At 41.1% G+C, this 25,505-nt stretch carries 38 protein-coding genes; 19 read left to right on the top strand and 19 right to left on the bottom strand.

Going from position 1 to position 25,505, the window contains the following annotated elements; genetic code table 11:
- Positions 1-125: 125 nt before the first annotated feature.
- The 3 genes from B9T38_RS12020 to B9T38_RS12030 form a co-directional block, all read right to left on the bottom strand.
- Positions 126-2,420: a portal protein gene (locus tag B9T38_RS12020; RefSeq protein WP_086197023.1), complete on the bottom strand. Its 2,295-nt coding sequence runs from the start codon at positions 2,418-2,420 to the stop codon at positions 126-128.
- Positions 2,421-2,430: 10 nt separating this feature from the next.
- Positions 2,431-4,095, bottom strand: a complete 1,665-nt coding sequence (locus B9T38_RS12025; RefSeq protein ID WP_086197024.1) for a terminase — start codon at positions 4,093-4,095, stop codon at positions 2,431-2,433.
- A gap of 102 nt (positions 4,096-4,197) precedes the next feature.
- On the bottom strand, positions 4,198-4,866 hold the full coding sequence (locus B9T38_RS12030) for a hypothetical protein (RefSeq protein WP_086197083.1): 669 nt from the start codon (positions 4,864-4,866) through the stop codon (positions 4,198-4,200).
- 239 nt (positions 4,867-5,105) lie between these two features.
- Here B9T38_RS12030 and B9T38_RS12035 point away from each other — a divergent pair, with 239 nt between their 5' ends.
- A complete protein-coding gene (locus tag B9T38_RS12035) occupies positions 5,106-5,828 on the top strand; it encodes a hypothetical protein (protein ID WP_143222708.1) in 723 nt (240 codons plus the stop codon).
- 145 nt (positions 5,829-5,973) lie between these two features.
- Here B9T38_RS12035 and B9T38_RS12040 read toward each other — a convergent pair whose 3' ends face one another.
- The 16 genes from B9T38_RS12040 to B9T38_RS12115 form a co-directional block, all read right to left on the bottom strand.
- A complete protein-coding gene (locus tag B9T38_RS12040) occupies positions 5,974-6,480 on the bottom strand; it encodes a hypothetical protein (protein WP_086197026.1) in 507 nt (168 codons plus the stop codon).
- 10 nt (positions 6,481-6,490) lie between these two features.
- Entirely contained in the window at positions 6,491-6,913 is a 423-nt protein-coding gene (locus B9T38_RS12045) for a DUF1064 domain-containing protein (protein WP_086197027.1), read from the bottom strand.
- 299 nt (positions 6,914-7,212) lie between these two features.
- Entirely contained in the window at positions 7,213-7,536 is a 324-nt protein-coding gene (locus tag B9T38_RS12050) for a hypothetical protein (protein ID WP_502687114.1), read from the bottom strand.
- Positions 7,523-7,933 (bottom strand): hypothetical protein, encoded by a 411-nt coding sequence (locus B9T38_RS12055; RefSeq protein ID WP_086197029.1) that lies wholly within the window; start codon positions 7,931-7,933, stop codon positions 7,523-7,525. Before B9T38_RS12055 ends, B9T38_RS12050 begins: the two co-directional genes overlap by 14 nt.
- Positions 7,930-8,307: a hypothetical protein gene (locus B9T38_RS12060; protein WP_086197030.1), complete on the bottom strand. Its 378-nt coding sequence runs from the start codon at positions 8,305-8,307 to the stop codon at positions 7,930-7,932. The genes B9T38_RS12055 and B9T38_RS12060 overlap by 4 nt, the downstream gene beginning before the upstream one ends.
- 73 nt (positions 8,308-8,380) lie before the next feature.
- A complete protein-coding gene (locus B9T38_RS12065) occupies positions 8,381-9,151 on the bottom strand; it encodes a hypothetical protein (protein WP_086197031.1) in 771 nt (256 codons plus the stop codon).
- Positions 9,148-10,695, bottom strand: coding sequence for a DNA cytosine methyltransferase (locus B9T38_RS12070; RefSeq protein WP_086197032.1), 1,548 nt, complete (start codon positions 10,693-10,695; stop codon positions 9,148-9,150). The genes B9T38_RS12065 and B9T38_RS12070 overlap by 4 nt, the downstream gene beginning before the upstream one ends.
- Positions 10,692-10,919, bottom strand: coding sequence for a hypothetical protein (locus B9T38_RS12075; protein WP_086197033.1), 228 nt, complete (start codon positions 10,917-10,919; stop codon positions 10,692-10,694). The genes B9T38_RS12070 and B9T38_RS12075 overlap by 4 nt, the downstream gene beginning before the upstream one ends.
- Positions 10,916-11,350: a hypothetical protein gene (locus B9T38_RS12080; protein WP_086197034.1), complete on the bottom strand. Its 435-nt coding sequence runs from the start codon at positions 11,348-11,350 to the stop codon at positions 10,916-10,918. Before B9T38_RS12080 ends, B9T38_RS12075 begins: the two co-directional genes overlap by 4 nt.
- Positions 11,351-11,355: 5 nt before the next feature.
- The gene (locus tag B9T38_RS12085; protein WP_086197035.1) at positions 11,356-11,658 is read right to left on the bottom strand and encodes a helix-turn-helix domain-containing protein; all 303 of its coding nucleotides are present in this window, start codon (positions 11,656-11,658) and stop codon (positions 11,356-11,358) included.
- A complete protein-coding gene (locus tag B9T38_RS12090; protein ID WP_086197036.1) occupies positions 11,655-12,494 on the bottom strand; it encodes a hypothetical protein in 840 nt (279 codons plus the stop codon). Before B9T38_RS12090 ends, B9T38_RS12085 begins: the two co-directional genes overlap by 4 nt.
- Positions 12,487-13,554, bottom strand: a complete 1,068-nt coding sequence (locus B9T38_RS12095) for a phage replication initiator YdaU family protein (RefSeq protein WP_251992239.1) — start codon at positions 13,552-13,554, stop codon at positions 12,487-12,489. The genes B9T38_RS12090 and B9T38_RS12095 overlap by 8 nt, the downstream gene beginning before the upstream one ends.
- A gap of 63 nt (positions 13,555-13,617) precedes the next feature.
- Positions 13,618-13,845, bottom strand: coding sequence for a hypothetical protein (locus tag B9T38_RS12100; protein WP_086197037.1), 228 nt, complete (start codon positions 13,843-13,845; stop codon positions 13,618-13,620).
- On the bottom strand, positions 13,842-14,654 hold the full coding sequence (locus tag B9T38_RS12105; protein WP_086197084.1) for a phage antirepressor KilAC domain-containing protein: 813 nt from the start codon (positions 14,652-14,654) through the stop codon (positions 13,842-13,844). Before B9T38_RS12105 ends, B9T38_RS12100 begins: the two co-directional genes overlap by 4 nt.
- Positions 14,655-14,665: 11 nt before the next feature.
- Positions 14,666-14,989, bottom strand: coding sequence for a hypothetical protein (locus B9T38_RS12110; RefSeq protein WP_251992236.1), 324 nt, complete (start codon positions 14,987-14,989; stop codon positions 14,666-14,668).
- Positions 14,986-15,180, bottom strand: coding sequence for a Cro/CI family transcriptional regulator (locus B9T38_RS12115; protein WP_086197038.1), 195 nt, complete (start codon positions 15,178-15,180; stop codon positions 14,986-14,988). The genes B9T38_RS12110 and B9T38_RS12115 overlap by 4 nt, the downstream gene beginning before the upstream one ends.
- A gap of 77 nt (positions 15,181-15,257) precedes the next feature.
- Here B9T38_RS12115 and B9T38_RS12120 point away from each other — a divergent pair, with 77 nt between their 5' ends.
- The 18 genes from B9T38_RS12120 (at position 15,258) to B9T38_RS12210 (ending at position 25,341) form a co-directional block, all read left to right on the top strand.
- Positions 15,258-15,935, top strand: a complete 678-nt coding sequence (locus B9T38_RS12120) for a LexA family protein (protein ID WP_086197039.1) — start codon at positions 15,258-15,260, stop codon at positions 15,933-15,935.
- Position 15,936: 1 nt separating this feature from the next.
- Positions 15,937-17,130 carry a GIY-YIG nuclease family protein gene (locus tag B9T38_RS12125; protein ID WP_086197040.1) on the top strand — a complete coding sequence of 398 codons (1,194 nt, stop codon included), beginning with the start codon at positions 15,937-15,939 and terminating at the stop codon, positions 17,128-17,130.
- Positions 17,131-17,180: 50 nt separating this feature from the next.
- The gene (locus B9T38_RS12130; RefSeq protein ID WP_086197041.1) at positions 17,181-17,420 is read left to right on the top strand and encodes a hypothetical protein; all 240 of its coding nucleotides are present in this window, start codon (positions 17,181-17,183) and stop codon (positions 17,418-17,420) included.
- A gap of 296 nt (positions 17,421-17,716) precedes the next feature.
- Positions 17,717-18,046: a YfdP family phage-associated protein gene (locus B9T38_RS12140; protein ID WP_086197043.1), complete on the top strand. Its 330-nt coding sequence runs from the start codon at positions 17,717-17,719 to the stop codon at positions 18,044-18,046.
- Positions 18,047-18,099: 53 nt separating this feature from the next.
- Complete coding sequence (locus tag B9T38_RS12145) at positions 18,100-18,906, top strand: DUF2303 family protein (protein WP_086197044.1); 807 nt, start codon at positions 18,100-18,102, stop codon at positions 18,904-18,906.
- Between the two features lie 73 nt (positions 18,907-18,979).
- Complete coding sequence (locus B9T38_RS12150; protein WP_086197045.1) at positions 18,980-19,246, top strand: hypothetical protein; 267 nt, start codon at positions 18,980-18,982, stop codon at positions 19,244-19,246.
- Positions 19,243-19,554: a hypothetical protein gene (locus B9T38_RS12155; protein ID WP_086197046.1), complete on the top strand. Its 312-nt coding sequence runs from the start codon at positions 19,243-19,245 to the stop codon at positions 19,552-19,554. The genes B9T38_RS12150 and B9T38_RS12155 overlap by 4 nt, the downstream gene beginning before the upstream one ends.
- A gap of 42 nt (positions 19,555-19,596) precedes the next feature.
- Positions 19,597-20,304 (top strand): ERF family protein, encoded by a 708-nt coding sequence (locus B9T38_RS12160; protein ID WP_086197047.1) that lies wholly within the window; start codon positions 19,597-19,599, stop codon positions 20,302-20,304.
- An 18-nt stretch (positions 20,305-20,322) separates the two neighbouring features.
- The gene (locus tag B9T38_RS12165; protein ID WP_143222710.1) at positions 20,323-20,703 is read left to right on the top strand and encodes a hypothetical protein; all 381 of its coding nucleotides are present in this window, start codon (positions 20,323-20,325) and stop codon (positions 20,701-20,703) included.
- 15 nt (positions 20,704-20,718) lie between these two features.
- Complete coding sequence (locus B9T38_RS12170) at positions 20,719-20,946, top strand: helix-turn-helix domain-containing protein (protein ID WP_086197049.1); 228 nt, start codon at positions 20,719-20,721, stop codon at positions 20,944-20,946.
- 29 nt (positions 20,947-20,975) lie between these two features.
- Positions 20,976-21,932 (top strand): hypothetical protein, encoded by a 957-nt coding sequence (locus tag B9T38_RS12175; protein ID WP_086197050.1) that lies wholly within the window; start codon positions 20,976-20,978, stop codon positions 21,930-21,932.
- Positions 21,932-22,297, top strand: a complete 366-nt coding sequence (locus tag B9T38_RS12180) for a DUF7694 domain-containing protein (protein WP_086197051.1) — start codon at positions 21,932-21,934, stop codon at positions 22,295-22,297. The genes B9T38_RS12175 and B9T38_RS12180 overlap by 1 nt, the downstream gene beginning before the upstream one ends.
- A complete protein-coding gene (locus B9T38_RS12185) occupies positions 22,297-22,524 on the top strand; it encodes a Lar family restriction alleviation protein (RefSeq protein WP_086197052.1) in 228 nt (75 codons plus the stop codon). Before B9T38_RS12180 ends, B9T38_RS12185 begins: the two co-directional genes overlap by 1 nt.
- On the top strand, positions 22,524-23,357 hold the full coding sequence (locus B9T38_RS12190) for a DNA adenine methylase (RefSeq protein ID WP_086197053.1): 834 nt from the start codon (positions 22,524-22,526) through the stop codon (positions 23,355-23,357). The genes B9T38_RS12185 and B9T38_RS12190 overlap by 1 nt, the downstream gene beginning before the upstream one ends.
- Entirely contained in the window at positions 23,354-23,593 is a 240-nt protein-coding gene (locus B9T38_RS12195) for a hypothetical protein (RefSeq protein ID WP_086197054.1), read from the top strand. The genes B9T38_RS12190 and B9T38_RS12195 overlap by 4 nt, the downstream gene beginning before the upstream one ends.
- Complete coding sequence (locus B9T38_RS12200; protein ID WP_086197055.1) at positions 23,590-24,006, top strand: hypothetical protein; 417 nt, start codon at positions 23,590-23,592, stop codon at positions 24,004-24,006. The genes B9T38_RS12195 and B9T38_RS12200 overlap by 4 nt, the downstream gene beginning before the upstream one ends.
- Entirely contained in the window at positions 24,006-24,212 is a 207-nt protein-coding gene (locus B9T38_RS12205) for a hypothetical protein (RefSeq protein ID WP_086197056.1), read from the top strand. The genes B9T38_RS12200 and B9T38_RS12205 overlap by 1 nt, the downstream gene beginning before the upstream one ends.
- A 4-nt stretch (positions 24,213-24,216) precedes the next feature.
- Positions 24,217-25,341 (top strand): phage integrase Arm DNA-binding domain-containing protein, encoded by a 1,125-nt coding sequence (locus B9T38_RS12210; RefSeq protein WP_086197057.1) that lies wholly within the window; start codon positions 24,217-24,219, stop codon positions 25,339-25,341.
- Positions 25,342-25,505: the final 164 nt, after the last annotated feature.

Consider the following 25,505-nt stretch of genomic DNA (forward strand, 5'->3'; position numbering starts at 1 on the left):
AAGTGCATGCGCTAATAGTATTTTGCTCATTTGAAATTCCATTAAGTAAGGCTAGTTTGTTTCAATAAAAAAGACAGTCGATTTGACTGCCTTAGTATCTGTGAACAATGAAAATTACTCTTGCCTTACAGGGGTGTGTTGTCACTGATACGTGCTGTTTCAATACCTTGCATCGGTGAATTATCATGTTGTGGTACTGGTGGATTCATCGGACTGGTATTCTGCTGTACCTGCATTTCTGCTACATCTCCACTGCCGATCTGTGTGCTTTGCCCCTCAATATATGGGGAGCTAATGTCACGTGCAGCCGCTTGTTCCGGTGTAATAAAGTTCGGATCATCACCACCTGGATTAGGTCGCTGATAACCAGCACCTTGCATAATCTGGTCTGCAATCGGTGCAATCTGCGGCATTTGTGCAATCTGGGCACCTGCTTGCATTGCAGAGTAAGAAGCTTGTACACCTGTTTGAACTGACTTGGCATCAATATTCTTAATTTCGCTTTCAGCCTTACGCTCTTTCAGTTCAAGCTCTTTGACTTTCAACTCATGACCAGCATCAATCAATGCCTGTTTCACTGCATCTTTAACACGTTGAGCAATTTCTTCCTCAGTCGGCATATTTGCTGCATCACGAATCGCTTGAATAATATCGCGCTTGAATGGGGTATCAGTAAGCGCAATAAGATATGGAAGGATTGGTTGCTGGATATTAGCTGGCAATGACTTAGTAACTTCAGACAAGGCAGCTAATTGCTGTGCACGGAAGCCGCTTGTGCTTGGAACATCTTCAAGAATGACTTTAATGCGTGTGCGCTGTACATCATTAGATAAATACGTATAGCCTAATTCATCCGTTTCAGGCTTATTGATATGAACTCGACGCTCCTCAGTAATCGCATCCCCTTCAATGATGACAACTTCTTCCTGACTACCAAGATCCTCAACAATCATAGACACCAACATTTCACCAACTAATGTCCGACCTTCTTTGAAATTGTCCACGATTTTACGCAGTGCCTGGTTAGACTGATCAATCTGCAGCTGCTCTTGTCGCCCTGAAGTTGCTGTACCTTGTTTGCCCTGGAATCCTGAAGTGATGGCACTACTACGCTCAATCGCTTGACGTGAATCATTGAGCAGCTGGAACTGGTATTGATTCAATTCAAAGTCACGCTCAACCTCGAATCGAGAACCAGTCTGAGACATATGACTACGGTTCAATTCAATATAAGCATCTGGCCGTGCAATCTGCTGTAACACCTGTGCACGTGTCATTGGTGTAGCACCTCTTGTTGCCGTGACACGGACTGAACTCATACCCCAACGTAATTTAGCCTGCGTTGAGTTCACTAGATCCTGGCAGTACTTCATATCACGTACGAAGCCATACGGAATGCCGGTGTTATCTTCCTTAAAGCCGAAGAAAGGTACATACGGGAAATAATGGTGTGCATAAGGTGTAGGACCATCAAATAAACAGTGCGGTCCCATCCAGTAACTACGGCGAACTTTAGCAACCTGGGCACGCTCTGGAAGTGCATAGCCTTGGGTCAATGCAAAAATATGTGCTGGATTATTTTCATCAAACTCAACCACACGGCCATCTTTATAACGCAGCATCACCTGCTCTACCCAACGGCGGTACCATACTTCTGCTAGATTGATCTCTTTGGATGAAGTATCGAACCAAAACCGTTCTGACAATGTCCACGTTTGAGCTTCACCCCAGGCACTATTTAAGCCTGTTGTTTTACCGCCATCCAGATAGTGATCATCTTGCCACCACGATGTACCATGACGACCAATCGTTTCAATCAGCTCTTTATGATCAGGAAATGCTAATTTAAGACGTTGTGGGTGAATCCAGCGCATACGGCGCAGCCATCGAGCATCGGACAAGTCAGATTCTTGCGCTTTCATGTCCCAATGGATCTCGTTACGGTTCACTGCAATGCAACGATACGGATATTTCAATGGATCTTGTTCGCGTTTGACCTCAACCCAACCAAGGCCACAGCCGATCTGAGGGCGAAATGCTTCACTACATGCTCGATCTGCTTTAGATAATCGTTCTGCCTGGTTTAATTTATAGTTCAGTGCATCAGCAACTTCCTGTCCACCAGGTTCGCCGTTAGGTGTTACACGCCAATCCGTACGTGTTTCGAGCTCATAACCTTCAATTGCGCGTAAAGCTGGGCCAATAAGATTCTCAATTGCCGGGGGAATACCAATTTGCTGCATACGTTTCAGCAAGTCACTATCAAGCTGCTTGCCGTCTGCATAATCCATTTCCATATCAGCAGTATTACGCCACTTCGGTTGTTCATCGATCTCTAAATGGATTTCTTTTAATTCATCGCCAGTCAAAGCTAAATGGTCTACTACTGGCTCATCTACAGCATAGTCAGTGTTGGGCATCTGCAAAATCCTACATTAATCGCCAGTCGTATGGCTCATCTTCATAGCGACTATCTTCAGTCGTTTGTTCTTCTTCAGCCAACCCTACACGGCTGACAAGATTGGTATAGTCACCTAGTAACCCTGCTTCTTTTGCCTGAGCACATTGACGCAATGCATCGGCACCTTCAGAGCATCCATTGGCTTTGTCAGGCTCATCGATATACATTTGCATCTGCTGGTTATATTTCTTTTTATAGCCTTCAATACGCTTAATACCTTCTTCACATCGGGTTTCATCAAACCATGAGTTCTTTAATAAACGCCGTGTCTGCTGGATACCTGTTGTTAATAGTGTGATTCGTGGCAATACAATGAACTCTTGACCAGGTAAAAGTTCCTGCAGCATTTCCTGTACTGATTTATTACTGTCACCAAGTCTACGATGGCCAGCATCATGCGGAAGGAAGTGGGTACCATATAAGTAAGGTTTACTTTTGATAAGTTTGGCGTAGTAATTCAGGTCCATACCGTGTGCTTCATCATAATCAATGAAGCGGTCTTGGCTGTTTAATACTTGGTGGTACCAAATCGCGCAGCCATCATGGTTCCCAATATCCCAGAATGTAAGTACTGGAACATCCAGTACTTCAACTTGAGTAATCCCGCCACGTTTACGCAGATCCAGCATGTCATTGGCATAATAATTACCATCCGTTGAAACTTGAAAAGCTTCGTCAGGAAATGATGGGTATTCCTGCCACATTTTGGCGTGGTCATTTGAAAGGTCATTAATACGAGTTGATACATACCAAGCACGCTGATCGGGATCGATCCGCATCTTGATATTCATCTTTTCCCGTACAAGCGTTTCTACACGATCAAAGTATTTGTGATCCTTTTCAGTGATAATGACTTCACTGGAATCTACACGATACTTGGGTTCTTGCCACCAGGCATAAAAATGGAATCTATAATCTTTGGGACTGAGCTTTTTACGTGAGGCAAAGTTCTTTTGTGCAATCTGAGTCTTTTCAAAGAAATCACCGCCTCGACCTTCAGCCGTAGATTCAATGACCAAAATACCGTTTGTTGGTACCGCAGGTAATGAACCTGTTCTGACTTCAGTAGCCTTAAGTGGAAATTTCGCACAGATTTTCCCATACTCAGAAACGTGTAAACGATGCAATACGCCACCACGGAATGAGGTACGTACAGCGATTGATGAACGGTTATGAGCAAACTCAAGCGTATCGTTATTATCTACTTCTAGTGGAAATCGTTCTTTTATCTCTGGTGGGAGGTTGTCATAAGTGAACCGGACTTTATCTCGAAAGATTTCACCAGCAATATTCAAATCCTGCGCAATAATACCGCAGTTCTGATTGGCATTAAAAAGCGCATGGTCCAACCAAAGCACACAGATCAGGGTTGTAAAACCAAGCTGACGTGCTTTTAAAATGATGTTGCGGTACCAAAGTCGATCAAGAAATTTTATCTGTGCATCATTGGGTTTAAATGGCAATTCAAAGGTCGGGGCTGCTTCCATGATCCCGAACTCATTTACAAAGTCATCACCCTTAATTTTGATCTTATACAAACACCCGGAGAATATCCGCCATTTCGGGTCAGCAAGACAGCGTTCCAGTTCTTCTTTATTTGAGGGTAGTTCAGCTAAAGCGGTGTTGTATATCAACTTTCACCGCCTTTTGCACAAACATGGTGCAATAATATCGCGTCTACGCGCATGAGAATATTTTGAGCAGGGTCATTAGCCGTTCCATTCACGTACACACAGTTAATTCTCATACTCAGAGTCCTGTGCGACGGGTTGGAAGGTAGAACTGTTTCCTTGGGAGATCCGATGAAGCATGGTCGTGAATGCATCTTCAACCTTGGCTTCTTCTTTATTCAGGTTGAATGCTTCACGCTCTAGGCCAACGACGGTTTTAAGTGAATCGGTCAATTGCTTAAGTGAACTGACCCGGTTCGGCATTTGAATGATCTTCATGTACAGGTCATTCAACCGGTCTACACCCTTTTCGTTCGGCTCATACATGAGCTCGCCAAGCTTGGCGAGTAAGTCAGCTTGCTCAGTACCGATCATGTGCTCTAATTCATCGAATAGAGCCATGGTCATTGTTCGGGCTTTTTCTATATCTTTACGGTGAGTAATACGGACGGATGCAACTAGGTTGGCATTCGCTTCGATGGTTTCTTTTTCGGTTGCCTGGAATTTTGGTGAATTGCGTACTTCATTGCGTACTGCTTCTTTGCGTACTATCGCTTCTGCTTTTGCTTCAATTTTTCCATTTAAATCGCGTTCCCATTCTTCTTTTTTTGCACGCTTACGGATAGCACCTTCAGATGGCCCAAACTCTTGTGCTATCTGACGTACAGACTTAACACCAGCTCTGTATTCACACTCGATTCGTTCCCAATCATAGGATTTTTTTTCCGCAGTCATTACTTCACCTTTCATCAGTGAGTTAATGATCATGCGTACTATGCGTACCTGTAAAACCTTACAGGGGTGCACATTGCGTACTGCAATTTAGATGTTCCACGAAATAATAATTCTGCTAATAGGGCTACGCAGCCTATTAAACAAAATGTAGTTTTTTTGAAAAAAAATTAAATAAAATCAATGTAAAAATGATATATAGTACAAAACAGTCTAATTTTAAATATGGGGGGAAATTTTTAGTGAACCAAATTCGAGTATTGCTAAATCATTTGATGAGTGCAAAAGAAATTAGGGACAATCATGCAAGTCTTTCTGCTAAATCTGGGTGGGTACAAGCCACTGGTTTAGATGGCATAGAATTACATCAAAGAATAAATGAATTAGTCTCAATAACTATTAATTTACATAGCCATCTAAAATTAGAGAATGAAATAGATGATGGTATTTCAGATTCTGATAAAGACTGGATTTTAGAAGTACTTAAAGGATTGAGTCTAGAAGGTAACTTTTCCAATAATATAGATGGTATCCATAAATATACTTTAAAAATTATTCAGTCTAATATCAAAAATTGGAATCATGGATATGCAATACAATCTTCATTAGATCACGAAAAAATCTTTGAATTAATTAGTAAACTTCAATCAGAAAAAGACGATATTCTACAAAATAAAAATATAAGTCGTGATCTAAAAAGAGTATTAATAAGTGAAATTGACAGGCTTATATATTGTTTAAAAAATTTCGAAATTTTAGGAAATGAGTTTGCCAAAGAAGCGATAACTACTTTTTACTCTCATGCTTTCTTTAACAAAGATATTGAAAATTACTACCAAAGTTCTCCGTCTTTCAAGGATATTATTGATCAATTATCAGCAGCTATCACAATCGGAACATTTACAACCCCAGCTATCGGTACAGTTCTTGACTTAGCACAAAAAGCTCTCAGTCATGTCTCCTAAACATACTTGAAGTTAGTATTCAAAATTTGTGTCATTTCACTAAACAGAAACAAATATGAAATGACACATCATAGCAAATACCTTTTTAGAAAAGCCCACTCCAAACTGTTATTAAATTATTTATCCAAAACTTCAATATAGATTTTTATTCTGCTCCAAATAAATCTTCCTGCTTACCTATGGCCAACTTCTCAATCTGGTTGGATAGTTTGCGGATCTGCGTTCCCATTTGCCCCGAAATAGCAGCCATGTGATGGCCAAGCTCAATATTAGAAAACTGCATTGCCTCAGCAACCATGACATTCCCTAAATAACGCGCTTCACGCGGGGTTAAAGTCAGGACAATATCATCCCCAATATCAATCTTAACTGTGCCATCCGGCAAAATATATTTAGTAATTGGCCGTGATGGTGCATGACGTATTACCGGCACATATACACCGCGCTGTACACGCTGTAATTTTCCCGTATCGACTAGAAAGCCCAAGCGGTCATCAATCTTACCCATCGGCAAATCAGGCAAAATCTGTGACAAGGTTTCACGGGTAATAATCTGTTCCTGGTTATGCAAATCAATTGCAGCTTCAAGCACGAATTGAGTTGAGGTTTTTTCAGGACTTGATGTTTTAGTAGGTTCTTCCAATGTTTTCATTCGCATTCCCTCAGACTTCAATGATTTCGATGCCATGTATATGCATCATCAAATGTTTTTTAAGACTGTATGTACTGTCTTGTGCCGTAATCTTGGATTTTGCGTCTTCAACCACCAGTTCCCCGTCTTTCATATAAGTAAAGTCAGCTATGTATGTACGTCCACGGCTGGTTTTTCCTGCCACTGGGTAACGGACCTTAGGCACAAGATCAAATTTCACTTGTGTCTTAAGGTCCTGAATTAAGCCAATGCGCTGCATTTGTAGCAACGCATCGTACCGACGTTTTTCATGCTTTGAATCAAACGTCTTATTTTCTTCAACGACTTTTTCGGCATTAAACTTATTCGTTTTTTTACCTTTTTCTTGCGATGGCTGGAGTAAATGTCCGAGCCCCAGCCTTCGCAAATCTCTTTCCTTCATCTGTAAGGTCATAATTACTCACAAGCAAAAATTTGTTTTCAAATTCTTGTGTGACCTTCCCCACGTAAGGCTGCCACCCCCAGCCGTTACGCCACCAGTAATACTGGTAATCTACACATTTCCAAAAAGTACCGTCAGATTCCAGTAATGTTGCGTCCTGCGGTCTTTTCATAAAAAGCCATCACTCTGCGTTCATAGTTGACGTACATTCCAGCAGCAGCCATGGCCTGCAATAAATGTTTAGTTTTCATGTTTATTTTCCTCTATATGATTCCGATTGTTGGTATGTTTTTAAGACAGTAGTTATGTATTCAGCGAGTGAGATGCTGGTCACTTTCACCTCGCTTGTTGTGCAAACAGGTCATGCGATCCATGCACTCCTGGATAGCCTTTTTTCTTTTCTCCTCAGCATCGCGCTCCCACTTCAAACGCAACCAAGTTGCCAATGGCAAAATACAGATCAAGGCAAGGCTGAATAACCAAACAACAAACACAAAAATCACAAAACCAATTTTCTTGAATGCACTTAAAAGCTCATCCCATGCATCCCAAAGATCATAAAAACAATCTTTGAAAATCTTCTTGGTTCCATTTTTAAAGCCAGTTAATGTTTCGATGTGCTTATTCATGCTCACCTCGCAGGGCTTTAAGCTCATCGCTCAATTTTTCATTTCTTGCTGTTAAACGCATAATTTGAAGGCAGTCTTTTGCTTGAAGCCTCTTAATCCTCTTGTATTCAAATTCAGCTTCAGTTAGGCGCAATGATTTCTGAGTAAGTTGCTTCGCTAATTGACATCGACGTTTGCGATGCTCATCTTTCAAGTAAATTGCATCCTCAAGATCCTTCTTTGCCTGGATATAACAAGCCTCCATGTTATTGAGTTGGGTTTTCAACCCATCTATCTCAGCCTGTTTTGACGCTTGGCCTGCTTCAAAGAAAGCTCGTTCTGTTTTTGGCTCACCCCATAATTCTGTGTGATTTTCCAGACTAACTTTGCTTAATTGATTAAATGCCTTTTCAAAATCACTCATCGCCCATACTCCACATAATTCCGTTCATCTTCTTTCTTGGAATCCATTTCATTTTGGTGCCAGGCATCCCACTGACGTTGTAATTCAACTTTGCATACATCCGATGGCTTAGATCCATTCAAAATGTCCCGGGCATCTTTTAAGCCCAGATGACTAATCAAATCATCAATACGAAATCTACATAAACGTTCATGCTGGTTGGCCAAACGGAATAAATCAGCATAAGGTGCTTGCAAGGTCGTAAGGTTGGGGGTTCCATCCTTGTTGAGTTCAGCAATTTGTACTTTGGACTTATGCATATGCATGACATAACGAATACGTTTATCTGCAGTTGATTTTTTTACAATCAGATCACCACGGTTAAAATTACTCACGCTACACCCCACGCTTTAACAACTGCCGCACCAATTGCCATAAACACGAATAAAAACACCTTGTTTAATTCCTTCAAGCTGCACACTCCTTATTCTTGTTGGCTTGCAGTTCCTTAATTTTTAATTGCTCAGCCACCCATAATTTGTACAGGCGTTTTTCAGCAATACCATTTTCAACCCACTCACTGATCGTCAAGAATTCGGCATAGTGATTTGCATTTTTAAACTTGGCATCAACAGCAAAATGCACCTGAATTGTTTCTAGTGAATAGGTATCTAACAGCCCATCCTGTTCTATCTTTTCAGCAAAATGCTTAATCAGCTCCTGCTGTAAGCCTTCCCACTTACGTACAACCTTTAAGCCATCACCTAAAGGTACTGCGCATTTATCTTTGCCTTTCCAGACTTCCATTTGAGTCATGGACGGCAAAGTAATGTGATAGTCATGACTGACCATTTCAGCATCTGGATTTTCTACATCAATGAAATAGCCTTCTGCTGCAATATTCCAAACTTCTGGCGTGTGAATGCTTTCCAGTGTTAAGGCAATTGCCAAGTCCTGATAATCATATGCACCGATGATGATGTGATAAGGGATAACAGTTGGATCCTCAATCATGTTGATCAGTTCTGCTTGTTTCACCTTTTGTTCTTCAATGTATTTGTACACATTGCGACTGAAAAACGTCATTTCCATTTCATAGGTGTCTTGGCATTCCAGTTCACACCGCGCCATAAATTCAGCTTCACTACGGCGAGCTGCAGCTGCTTGCTGTAGTTCCTGGACTTGATGTGGAAGCAGCTTGTTTGGGTTATGTTTCTTTTTAGTACGTGGCTTTTTCATGCTGCTTGCCCCTTAAATTTTTCTTCATGTTTGAAGTTTGCTTCAACCAAAGCGCGTGATAATTGAGGGCAAACTGAATTGCCAACCATTCGAGTTTGCTCGGTCTTAGTTAAGCGAATTTCATTGCCATTTTCATCTAGGCCACGATCATGCACATATGAATCAGGGAATCCCTGTGCTTTAAAAAGCTCACCTGGTTGCAGCATGCGAAAACCAATATCTGAAATTTGATAATCAACACCTTCGACTTTTACCAATCCAAAACGGTCACGAGTTGGGATGGTGCGTAAAGGCTCCTGCACAGAGTTCCCATCTTTTTCATTGCCATAAAAAGCTGTTAAAAATGCCCGTACTTCAGCAAACTGGTTAATTGTGGTCATGGTGTGCATCGGCTCACTCAAGTCTTGGCCCACACAATTGTTTTTCATTTTTGATAAATGGCTTACCACCAGCGAATTGTGGTCTTTTGCTGTAATTGTATGAACTGGCTCTTGAATATCACTACCAATCACACCTGAGTAATTTTTTGCAATATGCGCAGCAATTACTGCATGATGGCCACCTTTAACCTGTGCGCAGATCGTTCTTAGCGGCTCATTTATAGGCATTGATCTTGGGCTCGAAGCATTAGCGCATTCGGTTAATACTGGCGCTACAATTCCGCTCCCATTTTTTCCTGTAATTGTCTGAATAGGTTGCTTTAATGATTGCCCTCTAAAATGCACTTCACCAGAACTTGATGTGTGATTTACTTTGACAATAAATGGGTCACCTGAATTTAAAACAAATCTATCCAACCCTTTCGCAATACGTTCGAGCGTTGCTGTAGCAAGTGGGCGTGTACGTGTGAATATACTTGGGCATTCAATTGTCCAGTCAATGCACTCAGCTGCAGTGCGCCATGGTTTTAAATTTCCTTTTTGTACTTGGATGCTATCCGGGTGACCGTGTGTTGGTGTAGGCCATTGAATGGGTAATCCATCACGACGAGCAATTAAAAAGAAACGCTTGCGAATAGTGGGTGAACCATAGTCACAGGCACGCAGTTCACGCCATTCAACTTTATAGCCTTGACGGTTTAATGCGTTCACAAAGCTTTTGAAGGTACGTCCTTTACCCCTAGGACAAGGTTTACCATCCCGCCCTAATGTTCCCCAGGTTTTAAACTCTTCAACATTCTCAAGCATGATTACTCGAGGACGTGTCTTTGCCGCCCAGCGCAATGCTACCCAAGCCAATCCACGGATTTTCTTTTCAACCGGTTTACCGCCTTTAGCTTTGCTAAAATGCTTGCAGTCCGGCGATAACCAAACCAAACCTACTGGTTGATTTCCAGTTGCCTCGATTGGATCAATGTCCCAAACACTTTCACAATAATGCTTTGTATCCGGGTGATTGATTCGATGCATGGCCAATGCTTTCGGATCGTGATTAATCGCAACATCAACAGGACGTTTAAAAGCCTGCTCAAGACCAGTCGATGTGCCGCCACCGCCGGCAAAATTATCAATGATCAATTCGTGTGGTAAAAAAGACATGTTCATGCCGCCTGCCCTCCACGTTGTTTAGTTTCCACTTCAACCTGCAAAGCCAGACGTTCAATGTCTTTCACTTGCTTCGCCATTTCTGAACCTGTTTTTAAATTTTGTAGGCGTACACGGTGACTGGTCTTTTTACGACTGGTCACTTCAAAAAATTTAATGATCTTAAATACTGGCTTCTGGCCTTTTAGCACCACAAAATGATTAAGCTGGAATCCGCGGGTCATGATGCCACCTGCTGAGACATTGCTACTTCAGTCTCCATCGCTTCAATTTCTGGCATTGCAGCTTTGATCTGCACATATTCAGCATTCGTTAAAATGCAACCGGATTGATCACAGGCAATATCATTGATTCGTCTTAAGCTAATGTCTGTCACTTCTGCCAGACGCTGACGGCGACCGTTGTTGTAACCCGGACCAGCAATCCACTGGCGAACACGGAACGCTTTTAAATTTCCGCAATAATCATTACTGGTATCACGGACTGGTAATGGCTGACGTGGTTTATGCATCACACCTGGTAATACGGTAACGTGGCCTTTATATTTTTTGAGCTCTTTTTCCAGTTCTTCACGCAATTTATGCTTTTGTGGAGCGGTGATATAGCGAGCCATTTTTTGTGATTCATTCTCTTGCACCAAATCTTCGTACGACATTCTGCTCACTTCACAATCTCCCCATGTGTATTGAGTAAGTCTTTGGCAAATTCTGTTGGTAGGTAGTAATGCACCGAGTTCGGCACGCGCTCGAGTAATCCTTCAGCAACCAATGAAATCATCGTTAAATAAACGGTCCGACGGCTTTTGTTGGAAACATTCTGGTGAATGTCATCTACCGTAAATGCTTGCGTGGCGTGGCATGCGTAAAGCAAAATGTCGAGAACACTAATAAAATGCGCGACTTGTGCACGGCCATTTGGAACTACTTTTTTAAATTGTTTTTCGATTTTTACTTGTGCATTCACTTGTTAGCCCCCTCTAACTTGCATTGTTTAAACGCATCTTTCACATTCATGCCTTGGGCAACGAGCTTTTGAAATGGTGTATCAAATTTCTGCTTAGGCTGTTTTTTAACCTTCGCCTGTAATTCTGGATTGTCCAGCTTGTTTAACTTTTGATTGCCGAGTTCTTTACGTGCCTTGTTCAATGCAGTGCGATGGTCCATGCCCTGTGCAACTAACCGCTTTTGCATATCGACAATGGCGCGTTGTTCATCTGTCAATTTTTCATAGACTGATTTTTCAGGAATGATCTGAAGTTCAATCGCTATATGTCCTGAAGCTTCAGTTTTTTGCGGTACATATGGACGTTCTATGTCATTCGCCAATTTCGCCTGCTCAACCAAGCCTTCGTAAATTTCACGGAATGCGAAACCAGCCGATTGCTGCATGCGTACAGCATCACGGTTATCATCGGTATCAATCAGCATGTCCTTAACTCTGTCCAATGCTTGCTTGGTCAGTTCAGTGATCGGGTGCTTTTTGTTTTTCGTGTATGTGATGGCATCTGCCCAGGCTTCATTCGGGCCTTTCCAGTATTCACACAATTCACGAAATGCCGACAAAGACGGACAGCGTTGCTCATGGCGCATACGTTGTAGGCCAAGCACAATGTTTGCTTCACTCAAACCAGCAAGTATCCGGGAAGCCGTAGCACGTAATTGCGCTTTGGTATTCTTTTCATGCTTGTGGTTGAACTCAGCGCCATATTGCTGCTGCATCATGGTGAGCACCAAGTCTGCTTGAGCTGGTTCAAGCATATTGCGTTCAATGCTGGCTTGATAAATCTGCAACTCAGACATCACGATACCCTCCTTGCTGCATGGCTTCATAAGCCAGGTCACCAAATTGGAAATCGTTGCTGTGAGAATTACCGTACTGATAAGAGCTATCCGTAATTTTCGGTTCAAATAAGCCTTGGTAATTACCAGTAATCGATGTTTTCAAGGATTGAGTGGCACCAGCAAAACCCCAAGCCGTAAAATCCTTGTAAATCGTATTCAGCGCATTTTTGGTAAGTTTTGTTTTTGAGAGTTGGGAACGGGCAGAAACGTATTGTTCCCATAGATCCAAATCACACAAAGACTGAAATTTTTCAGAAGTCAGTTTCATGACTTCATCAAAAGATAACTTCCGTGATTTTTCTTTGCGTTCAGCTTCGGCTTTTAATTTTTTAGCAGCTTCAAGTTTTTCCTGTTCCAGCTGCTGCTGTTTTTTCAATTCCTGAAAAACCAGATAATTTTTTTCCAAAGGTTTTTGGGAGCGAAGCGACTTAATAATATCTATATAAATATATCTATAAAGAATATCTATTGTGTCTTCACTTTTTGAAGTACTAGCACTATCGTTTTTGAAGTGGTAGCACTTCACTTTTTGAAGTACTTCACTTTTTGAAGTACTTTTGTTATTGAAGTGCTTATCTTTATTTAGCACTTCACTTTTTGAAGTGGTACTTTTGTTTTTGAAGTGCTCAACTAATGACACCTCATTAATTCGGTATTCATTGCCCTTTTTGATATTTTCGCTAACGACAGTGATGACACCAAAATCAATAAGCTCTTTAAGTCCTTTTCGCACAGTTGCTGGACTTAACTTATGAGAACCTTCTAATTTTCCACCTTGTAGCTGTGAATAGCTTACAAAATCTGATTCCTTGTTGAACCCAGATATACGAGCGTTTAGCTCTTCATAAATATCTTTTGCAGCAGGACTTAAAAATGGACGAACCTCATCGTGATAGAGGCGGCTAGACATGATGTAGCCTTTCTCAAATTTATCTACCACTTTTTTTCCTTTGGGAAACTGAACCACTTCAGCCACATGTTGTAGAATCGGTGGCTCATGTGCTAAATTTGTTTTCATATTCATAATGCTTAAGCCCGTTTTGAATTAGTGGCCCCGATATGATTCATCGGGGTTTACTTTTTAAGGGAGTGTTGAAACACCAAACACTTCTATGAAGCTTTCATCGATCATCGACTTGAACGCCTCATCAATGACAGTTACATCGCCCTGTCCGCCTTTTACATAGGCATCCTCAGGTGCTACCCCCAGTTCAAATTCCCGCTTTTCAATGTCCTGAATCAGGCAGGTATGACACTGCTCATTTTTAAATTCCGAACATTTCCCCTGGCATGGGTGTAAATCGCTCATGCTACTTTTTTCTCCTTTCTGGTTTTATTGACGAGTCCAGTGATACGGGTAAGACCAAAAGCGGTGACACGCATGTGTAAGAACACACGTTCTTTACCGTCGTACTGGTTTTTAATGACTGGTGATGTACGGTTGTTGAATACACCGTTAATGACGAACTGCGCATGCGGTTGCAGCTTTCGATCTGCATCGCGGTAAATCCATTTTTTATCAATCAACAGCTGAATCAGTTCCGATTCTTTTATGCCAATCGTTTTGGCGCATTCACGCAGGCAATAGGTATTCGACGTATCTGCAATGGTTTCCAGTGCTTCAGCCTTTGGTGCCAACTCAGCAACTTGTTTTTCCGCAATCTGTTTTGCTTCAAATTCCTGTGCCCAGGCGCGAGCTGCTTCGGCCGGATCAGTGAAGTTTGGTAACATAGGAAGATGTGATTTTTCCTTTACTGAGAAATAAACTTCCTCAAGCTGCTCGAAAATATCCCATGCCTGATCTGTGTCGAGAATCTTGGCATGTCGTGCTGCACCTTTTTCAGTCCATAAAGTAAGGGAACGAGCTTTGCCTGAAATTTGCACGTGAATATTGTTCACGCACAAACGAAGCTTATTTAATTCAGCACCCTCAACCTTGAAGTAGTGTTTTTCACCAACAAAGCGACCAGAATTGTTTGAAAAATTTTTCCGAATATTGTCTACATCGGTTCCATAGAATTCAGCTAATTGCTCGGTGGTCATCACTGGAACGGATTTGTACTGAATAAGCGATGTTTGCTTATCAGCAACTCGGATTGTTTGTGGTAACATTTGCATGTTCATTTTGGTTAACCCCCATATTGAGCATCAAGCTCAGTGGTTGCACCCACTGGGTTTTTTTTAATTCGTTCGCTTTGTCCGTTTAATTCGAATCGTTCGCTCGACTCCCCAGATACCTCATCCATAAGATATAAAGCATCAAGATATCGCTTTCGATCCTGTCTTATGAGGTGCCTTATGTATGCGCTATTAGACCAATCCCGCTCATTTGCCTGCTCAGCAACATATATTGCTTCGCTTTCTGTAATATGGGTTGGCATACAAATATTTTTCTTTTCTCGATTCTTCTCGAGCATCTGCATCACCTTTTTTAAAAATAATTTCTTAATCACACCGCGACACCTTTTGATGTTTTTGGGCGCAGCGGCTTTTTTCCATTTGCTAAATCGCGAACCTGGTATTCGCGAGCTAACGGGATTTTGTTTTCTGGCCATTGATAAACGGCAGATGGCTTGATTCCTAGCATTTCAGCTAACTCAACTCCATTAACCCCAAGTAGCTCAAAAGCTTCTTGTCTGGTCATCTCCAACACCTAAAAAGTAAGATTTCTTATTATTTAAACAAAGATAACTTATAAAAGCAATATGTAAGATAACTTATATGGATAATCAAACTATTGGTCAGCGCATACGTGCGCTTAGACGCTCGAAAAAATTAACTCAGGTGCAATTAGCTAAGATTGCAGGCGTTAGTTCGCCAGCAGTTACTGAGTGGGAAAAAGATGGATATTTACCTAAAGCTGCTTCACTTGAAGCAATGGCAAATGAATTCGGGGTCACAACTGAGTACATTTTGACTGGCAAGGGTGATGCGACTGGATCTTTATCGAATGTTGCGCCCGTAACATCTAAATTATTACCTGTATTATCTTGGGTTCAAGCCGGAACAATGACCTCAGTTGAATCAATAAATCCTTCAGAAATTAATGAATGGCTCCCCCCTTTAAGCACTGACGATCCATGCGACTGTTTTTATTTAAGAGTTGTAGGAATTAGTAACTACCCTGCTTACATGGAGGGTGATTACATTCTAGTTAATCCTCATTTCTGTGTTTCTGATCTTCTATCTGAAGACCTTATTGTTGTGCGAAATAACACAGATGCAACTTTTAAAAAATTAGTTATTGAAAGTGATGAGCGCAAGTATTTACAAGCACTTAATCCTAATTTTCAGCCTAATATTATTGAGTTTGAGGAAGGCATGGAATTGGTTGGTATTGTGGTAGATGCATTTAGACCGTTAGGTGGATCACGACCAAAACGCGTAAGAAGAAGTTAAAATGAGTCAACAGCCTGACCAATATGTTTATATTCTTTATAACAAATACTGTCCATTTGTATATAAGATCGGTAAAACCACGCGAACCCCAAAACACCGAGCTAGAGAGTTAAGCCGAGAAACTGGTACCCCAGGTGAATGGGAGGTTGGGCATCAATGGATTGTTGATGATTGTGATGCAATGGAGATACTAATTCACAATCATTTCAAGCAGTTTCGTATATCACCCCGCAATGAACATTTCGAGTTTAAAGGACAGTCTATTGAACACGTCGCTGAAAAAATTAGTCTGTTCCTTAATATGGGTGGTGAATCACCGAAGCGTGCCGCAGAAATTGCAGAAAAGCAAAGACAACTAGAATATGAACGTGCTGAGCGAGCTAGAATAGAAAAACAGCAGCGAGAAGCTCGTGAGTTTGAATGCAAAAGATTAATTAAAGAAATTAAACAGCAAGTAAGCATACAAATTAAAAAAGAAACGCCATTGTTTGCAAGTCAGATTGAAAGACAGCGTATCCAGGACAAATATTTTAAATACCAGAATTTACCTTTTAATCTTGATCAACTACGGCAATTAAAAAATGAACTAATAATACTTCAAACAACAAAGGCCAATCCCCTTGTTGGTAACGAACCAAATCAGAGTGATCCATTATCCAATTTTATTTGGTTGTTTGTTGGGGTTATTACAATTGCTGTTATTGCATTTTTAATAATAGATCCGAGTAACCCAGCAAAAACATCGAGCCCAGTTGAATATCCCTCTACACAAATATCTGTTAATGATCAGCCAATACAGAATCAACCTCAAGAGGAACAAGAAGAAAATTCTGATGTGATTCTTAGTTCTATTCCCAACGCTCCTCAGAATTACGAGAATATAGAACAAAATGTTCCACAAACCTATCAATATCAAGAGCCGATTGAAACACCTATAAAGCCAACAAAAACATACCAATTTAACCAGCCTGTTGAGAAACAAGTATCATTAGAAGAAGCCAAACAAGCTCATTATTCAACTATTCTGGCAAAGCACCCTGATGCCATGGAAGTTATAGAAAGGCCTTCATTTAATAGCTGGTTAAGTAAACAACCTGATTATATTAAAGAATCCTACGAATATACTTTAGATAAAGGAACAGCATCTCAGGTGATTGAAATGCTAGACCACTACAAAAAAGATACGGGATATTAAAAAACTGTGAACCCGACGCAGTCCTTTAGAACAGATCGGGTGGAGAAAATATGATTGAATTATCAGTTATTGATGTTTCTGGACCAAAGCCACAACCACTATATGCTAGACAATTCGAGTACTTACCACGTATTGGCGAATGGATTGATATTGATGCATCCGGAGAAAGTACAGTTTTTGAAGTTGTTATGGTTGCTCATTCAACAAATGGTGGCGGTGCTGATTTGTATGTAAGACATCTAGGACTAACTTACGAAGCTGTTGGGGATCTTTGCTATAAAAGTGATTAGAGATGTTGTCAGCACTTCCATTCAGCTGGGTCGGATCAGTAATAATTACACCAATAAACTGATGCCCTGTAATTGATGAATTATCATCAAGTATCATCAATTCACCTTTTTTAGTTATTCCAATCATATTAAGACTCCTTCCAACCCACCCCAGCGGTGGGTTTTCTTTTGTCTATTAAAGCATAGGAAATAAGATTTCTAAAAAATAAAATAAGTTTTCTTATAAATAACCTTGACTATAAAACTAAGTTTTCTTATATTTATCTCACAACATAACCCAATGTGAGATAAAAAACATGGCTAATAAACCAACTAACGCACAACAGTTCGTTGCCGATCTTGGGGCGGGAACCTTCGCCAACCAATTAGGTACAGCAATCAGCATGGTTGCTCAAGGCGCTGTCGCAAATAATAAAAAAGGCAAAATCCAAATCACTTTAGAAATTGCCCGAATCGGCGATTCAAGCCAGGTCGAAGTCGCTCATACCCTTGCCTTTGTTGAACCTACAGCAAAGGGTAAACGTGCCGAAGACACAACCTCAAAAACCCCAATGCATTTAAACGCTGGTGGCGACGTAACTTTGTTCGCTAACCATACCAGTCAGTTATTCGAAGTGGATGCTTAATCCCTCACAGTCTTTTTAACCAGTTTTTTAAACCCAACCATAAGGTAGTAACAATGGAAAATACTGAAGCTAAAGCAATTGTTGAATTATCAAATCCAGTTATGGATTTGGCACGCGGTGGACTTATTGCTTTAAACGAAGATTACAAAATCGAAGACTTGGAAGGATTCCAGGCGGGTCGTAATCGTTCACGTGGCACATTAAAAACACCGTCATTTGACGATTTTAAAAGTTATGTTTTAGATGCTTCAGAATCTGGTCCAGCACCCGTATTTGTTAATCATAAAAATATTTTGGCTGTGGCAATTTTGAACTACTCGCAAGACGGATTTGTTCAGGGTCATTGTGACCACCAGGCAGTACTGCAACTTGAATCGACAGTTGTATGGAGCAAATTGAACCAGCTTAAAGACAACAAACTGAATCAAAAACGTTTCGCCACCTTGCTTGAAGACTGGGCAAGTGTATTCGTTGCAACCAATGAATCTGGTGAATCAATCAATATTGCTGAAGCCATCAATGCTGTCCGCAATATGAAGGTCGATGCAACTGCGACTAAAGATTCAGTCGTGAACAATATGAAAGAGTCACGTTCAGTATTTGAACAAGTTGAAGCGACCAGCACTGCAGGTAAATTGCCGAGTTATTTCGAAATCACTGATACGGCTTATGTCGGCCTTGATGAAAAAACGATTAAGTTGCGCCTGCTGGTGAACAGCTCTGAAGGTGAACCAACTTTCGCTTTACAGATCGTTAAAGAAGAACTTTTGTGCAATGAAATTGTTCAGGAATTCAAAGAAAAAGTAATTGCCCTACTTCCTGAAAACCCGGTTCGTATTGGCACATTCGACGCTAAATAAATACAAAAAAGCCCTGAGACTTTCGACGGGATCAGGGCTTCACGTAAACACTTGCAAGCTTACGGAGCAAAGTATGACTCAAATACCTTCACACAGTCAAACGCCACAGTTTGGCCATATCCCAACTACAGGGATTCTTTACCAGCAACCGCCATCAGCAGAACAGTTGGCCAAGTCAAATAAACGCAACAAGTTTAAAGCTGGTGTAAAAGACGCTTTTTTAATTATTGGCTTTATTGGTGCTGTTATAGCCGGTCCTTTCACAGTGAAAAGCTGTTCAGAAGAAGTTGATCGCCAGACTATTGAATCCATCAAATTTCAGGAAGGTGCACGCTCATGACTGATTCTACAAAAAAATTCTCTGAATACCTGGGCAACGATGAGCAAGGTAATATGCGCCTTCGTCTGGGTACCAAGTTCGCTGCAATCTATGTCGAGAAAGGCAAAGATATTTACAAGGAAACCGCTAAAGGTCTTGTGAAAGTAACCCTGGAAGAATTGGTTTCTAAACCGTGGATTCGCGAAAACTTTGACCGTGAACGCGCTTTTCAACGTCGTAAAGCTTTGGCGATTGGTCTGCAAAGTTCGCACATTCCATTACACGAACGTCGTGCATACAAAAAACGTATGGGTTGGGTTGGTGCATAACCATCCACCTTAATCAGACTCGATCATCTGGGGAGAATGAACATGTCAGAACAAAACAATAGCGCATTGCGCGAAATCCAGCTTGAACTGAAGGCACCAAAAAGTAAGTTCAATAAATTCGGTAATTTTCACTACCGTAGTTGCGAAGACATCCTGGAAGCAGTTAAGCCGCTGCTTAAAAAACATGGCTGTGAAATGGTCATTACTGATGAGGTTCACGATATTGCAGGTATTGCAGTGATTACTGCAAAAGTCGTGTTCAAGGACAGTTTGGGTAATGTCACCGAAGTAACCGCACACGCTGGCGTAGAAGCAAAAAAAGGCATGGATATTTCCCAGACCTTTGGTGCATCCAGCACCTACGCACGCAAGTATGCACTTAATGGCTTGTTCTTAATTGACGATACCAAAGATGCTGACTCGGATGAATACCAAGAAAGTATGAATGGCCAAGGTTCACAGCAAAACCAGCAGCAACAACGCTCAAACAATACTCAGCAGAACCGTGGCCAGCAGCAAAATCAGCAACAGGCAGCAGGTCAAAAACCTAAACGTTCACTTGAAGAGCGTTATCAATCTGCCCTGAATCAGATTAAAAGCACCAACGACCCGAAGTTACTGGATACAGCCTTAGGTGCTTTTGCATCAACCAAGTATGCACGTTCTATTGAAAATGCTTGCAAAGCCCGTGCAGATCAAAAGGGTTGGGTTAAAGGTAACTCAAACAATCAACAACCGTTACATCATTAAAAGTAGGAATGAATGGAAATGCCCGCTCAACCTGTAGAAGTTGTCGCATTTAAATATAAAGAAATTGCACCTGCTGGTGGCGAGTTTATTCACGCAAATATGCGTCGGGCATTTTGTGCTTTTTTATTCAATGATCAGTACATGGTCGACTGTGAAAAAGTTCATTTTGGTTTGTTCATGATGAACCTGCCAATTCAAACCACAGGCAAAAAAGGCTTTGGCGATATGATCTTTCATCATCCTGACCGACCAAAACTGGTCATTAATGTTAGTGGTGAAATGTGTCCAACGGCCCAAAAACGCTATGCCGTGTTTCTCAAAATGTATCTGCGGCATGGCAAAAAATTTATCGAAAATCTGAACGACCAGATCAAATTAGTTCGTAACGCGGCAGCTTAACAATAGAGAAAATCCATGCTAACGACACAACTGACATCATTAAATATCCACCCGGCTGACGTTAATAAATTAATTGATGCAAATGAAGGTGAAGTATACAGCGCTCTTATTCATGAAATTGAAAAGGCCCTTCTACCGGAAATTTTAATTCGCTGCCGGGGTAATCAAACTAAAGCAGCTGAAATGCTTGGAATTAACCGGGGCACGTTTCGCGAAAAATTGAAACGTCACAATATTCTTTAAATTGGCCAGTTACATATTGAGGTAATGAAATGACGACTGAAAAAGAGCTTCAAGCTCAAAAAGCTGAACGTGAGTTGCATAAAAATACTCAAAAAGTATTGGCTGCATTAAAAGAAAATCCTTTTGGTTTATCTGGAAACCAGCTTACAACGATCTGTCGCTTAAGCATCAAAACTGTTCGTAATGTTATTTCTACTCGTACAGACATTACGGAAAACTTGGGTGTTTATACATTAAATCAGCCAAAACCTGTTGCGGAAGTTCAGGCAGCAGCTCCTGTAGTTGAGCAACCAGCTGCTGTTAAACCTACTGTTGCTGCTTCATCTGAGAAAGAAGTAATTCAGAAACAATCTGAATCGGCAGCTGCTCTACCATCTAATGCCAAACGTAACCTCCAAGCAGAATTGTTAAAGCTTCTTCAAGAGCATAAAGATGGTTTGTTAGGTGAAGTTATTGTCAGCACTTTGGGTATCACAGACAAACAGCTCAGCCAAACTTTATGGATGTTAAGAAAGACATGCCATATCAACCGAACCGGTTTACCAGGTGAATCGCACTACCAGCTTGTTGTTCATAATGCTGTACAGGAAACACTACCAGAAGAGCAACCGGTCGTTGTTAAACCAGAAACTCAAAAGGTAAGCATCCCATCCCTAGAATTTCGTAAAGATATAGAGGCTCCATCTGCTGCATCCGCCACTATAGAAATGGTTCAAAAACAACCTGAAGCATTAACTCATGTTTTAGGCATTGAAATTAATCCGGGCGTAAAAGCTGATAGTACTGATACACCAGCAACACTTTTGGATGAATACAAGTCACGGATCCAAACGGTAGTTACCCGTAAAAGTAAGCTCAAACTTGAAAAGGACCAGCTTTCAGAATTACTCAGCTATATTTTTGGGTTAAGCAAAGTGGACTGGTTCATTGAGGGTGGAAACCTGGTTGGTGTGTTGATGACTGATGAAGATGAAGTGGTGGCGTGATGTTTAAAGTTCCAGAAAAAAACCGCATCAAGAATGGCCCAATGGGCAGTAATGCAGACTATGGCAATAATGGTGCTTTCTCATTTCTAATTGGTAAAAATCAATTTGTTGCAATCGCCAGTGATCAAATGGGTTGGGAACACGTAAGTGTTTCCACTCCATCACGCTGCCCAACTTGGGAAGAAATGTGCAAAGTAAAATCTATGTTTTGGGATGAGGACGATTGTGTCATTCAGTACCATCCTGCAAAAAGTGAATATGTGAATAATCACCCGTACTGTCTGCATTTATGGCGACCTGAAGGTCAGGACTTACCTAAGCCACCAAGCTTTATGATTGGCGTACAAAAAAGTGAGGCCGTGTAATGGAATTTAACACCCCTGAATTGTTGCCGTGTCCATGGTGCCAGTCAATTCCTAAATTGTCCCACACAGAAATGACGCACTCACCAAATAAGGCTGTGCGCATTATCTGTAGCAACCGTACGTGCTTGGTTAAACCCGGCATTCTATTTAATTCTTCTTTTCAAACCTGTGAAGAAATTGAACCGCATGCTGTGAAGGCTTGGAATACACGTCAGGAGCAAAAGTGATGAATCATCCATTGATCCGGTACCATGGTGGAAAATTTCGTTTAGCTCACTGGGTTATTGCTCAAATGCCAAATCATATTTGCTATACCGAGGCATTTGGTGGGGCATCTGGAGTTCTTCTGCAGAAGCCAAGAGCGTACGCGGAAGTTTATAACGACCTCGATGGCGATATTGTAAATCTATTTAAGGTTCTACGAAATCCAGAGCAACGCGACCAGTTAATTGAACAACTTGTCTTAACACCTTATAGCCGCGAAGAATTTGAAAATGCTTGGAGTGTGGCCACAACTGAAGTGGAACAAGCAAGACGAACAATCATTCGGGCACAAATGGGTTTTGGTTCTGCAGGTGCAACAAAAGGTATTACCGGTTTTCGTATCGATACCAAACGTCAATATGGTACAGCTCAATCATTATGGGCTGACTACCCTGAACACTTGGGTTTTATTGGCCAGCGCTTGAGTGGTGTTTTAATTGAAAACCGCCCTGCTATTCAGGTTCTTAAGGACCATGATGCACCAACTACTTTGCATTATGTAGATCCACCTTATGTCCATGACACACGTTATTCAGGTGCTAAAACTGGTCGTATTTATCGCCATGAAATGAATGATAAAGATCACCTGGAACTGTTGAGTAATTTACTCGAGCTAGAAGGAATGGTCATGCTTTCTGGCTACCCAAGTGATCTATATACCGATGTATTAAAAGACTGGAAGCGGGTTGATACCAAAGCTCGCATTTCATCTGGTCGCGGTACTGATACACGTATTGAATGTTTATGGATGAATCCAGCTGCTCAACAACATGACTTATTTGGAGCGATTGCATGATTGAAAAACCTGTGTTGAATATTGGCGATACGATTAAAGCCAAATTTGAAAACTTTCTGGGTCAAGAGATTGTGGTGACTGGTACTGTTCGACGCATTGATGGGCCATCAACAATCGTTGGTAATGATCTTGTCGATAGCGTTCCATTTTTTGTGAGTATGGATGAGATTCTGGAAATTAATCATGAGCCGATTTTATTTGGTTCGATTGTGCAAAGTTTGCGGGAGGTTACATGAATCTAATCGAGCAATTGGGTGGTTATGAAAAAGCGAAAGAGATTGTTTTTGACCCCTTGCACCCGAAAATGACACATGTGTCAAATGATGGTCGACACTGGGTTAATGAGGAGTTTTCATATATTCCAGAGATTCAAGAGCAAATACCTGCAATGGTTAGAATTGAGGATATTCGAAAAGCCCTTCTTCAATACCGCCGCCAGCACAATATATTTGAAAATGGCGATTGGGTTGTTTATGAAATTACGGGGACTATTGGTGATTTTATAGACCATATAAAGCTTGCCACTGGACATCCTTATTGCCGAGTTGATTTTGGTTTGTGTGACGTTGGCTTAATCCTGTTAAAGCATATTCGACACGCCACCGATGAAGAAATCGCAGCAGGCAAAAGATTGGAGGGTAATTCTTAATGACTTGTCTAATCAAAGTATCAGAATTTATTAAGCGCGTGTATGGTGATCAGGGCTCTACCCCACCTGCCCGCCAAACGATTGTGCGACAATGCCGCCTCGGATTATTGCCTGCTGAGCAGAAAGGTAAACTCTGGTACATCCAGTGGAACATCTACCAAAAACAAACTGGTGATGATCTTGTAGATAAAGTTTTGGGAAGTTGAAAGCATGGCCAGACCACGCGCAAAGAGAAATAAAGATTTGCCAGCAAATCTGTACCGAAACGGTGTAAGTACTTGGAAGTACAGACACCCGATTACTGGTGCATGGCATGCTATGGGTGCTGATAAAGCAAAAGCGGTTGCCGCAGCACGCAAACTAAACGACATTCTCACACCGACAACGGATCTCGTATCTGTTGTCATGGGTGAGGTAACGTTTGGTGAATTTTCTCAAAAATTCTTGTCTGAAAAGCGCAGGAAAGATGGCCGGGCACTTGCACCTAACTCTATTCGAACTTATACGCACAGCCTTAACCGCTGTGCAGAATGGAATAATAAACCATTATCGTCCATTACCCTATTTATGATCAATAAGCTGCTTGAGAACTTGCCCGCATCAACCAGTATTGAAACACGAAGTTTGTTGATTCAAATCTTTGACCTTGCAATCAGTAAAGGTTTGGTCACTGAGAATCCTGCAGCGCAAACAATTAAGCGTTTCAGAATCAAGCAACGTAAACGACACACACTGGAAGGCTTAGCAACGATTCGTGATGCATCACCTCAATGGCTGAAAAATGCGATTGATTTAGCAATGCTCACAACTCAGCGACGAATCGATATCATCAATATGAAGTGGTCAGATATCAAAGACGGTTATTTGCACGTAGCACAGGAAAAAACCACAGATGACCCTGAGGATGAATTTGAACTATTGGAAGGTGCTGGCTATGTGAGAATTAAGATTAATGATGAATTGCAGAAAGTTTTGGACCGGTGTAGAGATAATGTGATTAGTCCTTTTATTATCCATCGTGTGCCAAAAGGAAAAACAAAAAATAAAGGTCAAACAAAGGAACATTGGACACAGCTTGAAGCACAGTATGTGTCACGTGAATTTTTGAAAGCAATTCAAAAATCAGGAGCATATCCTGAATTAAAAGGTCGTCAGTTGCCAAGCTTTCATGAGATCCGTGCATTATCGATTCACTTGCATAAAAAAGCAGGTAAATCGGCACAGACCTTAGCTGGACATGCAACCGAGAAGATGACAGAAATGTATGCATCCGGACATGAAATTATTTGGAATGATGCGGATATTGGGATTGATTTACCGTTTAAAAATAATTGATTTAAGAGCCACTTTAATAAGTGGTTTTTTTGACTCTTCTGACGGCAAATTGCCTATTAAAACCATATACTAAGTTACTGTTTTATATAACTACCAAATGCACCATTTTTACCGCATTTTTAGGTTATTTTTATACTATTGATTGCATATAAATCAGTTACTTA

The organism is Acinetobacter sp. ANC 4218 (assembly GCF_002135245.1).
Classification (GTDB): domain Bacteria; phylum Pseudomonadota; class Gammaproteobacteria; order Pseudomonadales; family Moraxellaceae; genus Acinetobacter.

Excerpts from the sequence above, each read along its gene's own strand:
- B9T38_RS12020 (WP_086197023.1), bottom strand. The coding sequence starts at position 2,420 with ATGCCCAACACTGACTATGCTGTAGATGAGCCAGTAGTAGACCATTTA.
- B9T38_RS12030 (WP_086197083.1), bottom strand. The coding sequence starts at position 4,866 with ATGACTGCGGAAAAAAAATCCTATGATTGGGAACGAATCGAGTGTGAA.
- B9T38_RS12040 (WP_086197026.1), bottom strand. The coding sequence starts at position 6,480 with ATGAAAACATTGGAAGAACCTACTAAAACATCAAGTCCTGAAAAAACC.
- B9T38_RS12045 (WP_086197027.1), bottom strand. The coding sequence starts at position 6,913 with ATGACCTTACAGATGAAGGAAAGAGATTTGCGAAGGCTGGGGCTCGGA.
- B9T38_RS12055 (WP_086197029.1), bottom strand. The coding sequence starts at position 7,933 with ATGAGTGATTTTGAAAAGGCATTTAATCAATTAAGCAAAGTTAGTCTG.
- B9T38_RS12065 (WP_086197031.1), bottom strand. The coding sequence starts at position 9,151 with ATGAAAAAGCCACGTACTAAAAAGAAACATAACCCAAACAAGCTGCTT.
- B9T38_RS12070 (WP_086197032.1), bottom strand. The coding sequence starts at position 10,695 with ATGAACATGTCTTTTTTACCACACGAATTGATCATTGATAATTTTGCC.
- B9T38_RS12075 (WP_086197033.1), bottom strand. The coding sequence starts at position 10,919 with ATGACCCGCGGATTCCAGCTTAATCATTTTGTGGTGCTAAAAGGCCAG.
- B9T38_RS12080 (WP_086197034.1), bottom strand. The coding sequence starts at position 11,350 with ATGTCGTACGAAGATTTGGTGCAAGAGAATGAATCACAAAAAATGGCT.
- B9T38_RS12090 (WP_086197036.1), bottom strand. The coding sequence starts at position 12,494 with ATGTCTGAGTTGCAGATTTATCAAGCCAGCATTGAACGCAATATGCTT.
- B9T38_RS12095 (WP_251992239.1), bottom strand. The coding sequence starts at position 13,554 with ATGAAAACAAATTTAGCACATGAGCCACCGATTCTACAACATGTGGCT.
- B9T38_RS12100 (WP_086197037.1), bottom strand. The coding sequence starts at position 13,845 with ATGAGCGATTTACACCCATGCCAGGGGAAATGTTCGGAATTTAAAAAT.
- B9T38_RS12105 (WP_086197084.1), bottom strand. The coding sequence starts at position 14,654 with ATGCAAATGTTACCACAAACAATCCGAGTTGCTGATAAGCAAACATCG.
- B9T38_RS12115 (WP_086197038.1), bottom strand. The coding sequence starts at position 15,180 with ATGACCAGACAAGAAGCTTTTGAGCTACTTGGGGTTAATGGAGTTGAG.
- B9T38_RS12120 (WP_086197039.1), top strand. The coding sequence starts at position 15,258 with ATGGATAATCAAACTATTGGTCAGCGCATACGTGCGCTTAGACGCTCG.
- B9T38_RS12125 (WP_086197040.1), top strand. The coding sequence starts at position 15,937 with ATGAGTCAACAGCCTGACCAATATGTTTATATTCTTTATAACAAATAC.
- B9T38_RS12130 (WP_086197041.1), top strand. The coding sequence starts at position 17,181 with ATGATTGAATTATCAGTTATTGATGTTTCTGGACCAAAGCCACAACCA.
- B9T38_RS12140 (WP_086197043.1), top strand. The coding sequence starts at position 17,717 with ATGGCTAATAAACCAACTAACGCACAACAGTTCGTTGCCGATCTTGGG.
- B9T38_RS12145 (WP_086197044.1), top strand. The coding sequence starts at position 18,100 with ATGGAAAATACTGAAGCTAAAGCAATTGTTGAATTATCAAATCCAGTT.
- B9T38_RS12150 (WP_086197045.1), top strand. The coding sequence starts at position 18,980 with ATGACTCAAATACCTTCACACAGTCAAACGCCACAGTTTGGCCATATC.
- B9T38_RS12155 (WP_086197046.1), top strand. The coding sequence starts at position 19,243 with ATGACTGATTCTACAAAAAAATTCTCTGAATACCTGGGCAACGATGAG.
- B9T38_RS12160 (WP_086197047.1), top strand. The coding sequence starts at position 19,597 with ATGTCAGAACAAAACAATAGCGCATTGCGCGAAATCCAGCTTGAACTG.
- B9T38_RS12165 (WP_143222710.1), top strand. The coding sequence starts at position 20,323 with ATGCCCGCTCAACCTGTAGAAGTTGTCGCATTTAAATATAAAGAAATT.
- B9T38_RS12170 (WP_086197049.1), top strand. The coding sequence starts at position 20,719 with ATGCTAACGACACAACTGACATCATTAAATATCCACCCGGCTGACGTT.
- B9T38_RS12175 (WP_086197050.1), top strand. The coding sequence starts at position 20,976 with ATGACGACTGAAAAAGAGCTTCAAGCTCAAAAAGCTGAACGTGAGTTG.
- B9T38_RS12180 (WP_086197051.1), top strand. The coding sequence starts at position 21,932 with ATGTTTAAAGTTCCAGAAAAAAACCGCATCAAGAATGGCCCAATGGGC.
- B9T38_RS12185 (WP_086197052.1), top strand. The coding sequence starts at position 22,297 with ATGGAATTTAACACCCCTGAATTGTTGCCGTGTCCATGGTGCCAGTCA.
- B9T38_RS12190 (WP_086197053.1), top strand. The coding sequence starts at position 22,524 with ATGAATCATCCATTGATCCGGTACCATGGTGGAAAATTTCGTTTAGCT.
- B9T38_RS12195 (WP_086197054.1), top strand. The coding sequence starts at position 23,354 with ATGATTGAAAAACCTGTGTTGAATATTGGCGATACGATTAAAGCCAAA.
- B9T38_RS12200 (WP_086197055.1), top strand. The coding sequence starts at position 23,590 with ATGAATCTAATCGAGCAATTGGGTGGTTATGAAAAAGCGAAAGAGATT.
- B9T38_RS12205 (WP_086197056.1), top strand. The coding sequence starts at position 24,006 with ATGACTTGTCTAATCAAAGTATCAGAATTTATTAAGCGCGTGTATGGT.
- B9T38_RS12210 (WP_086197057.1), top strand. The coding sequence starts at position 24,217 with ATGGCCAGACCACGCGCAAAGAGAAATAAAGATTTGCCAGCAAATCTG.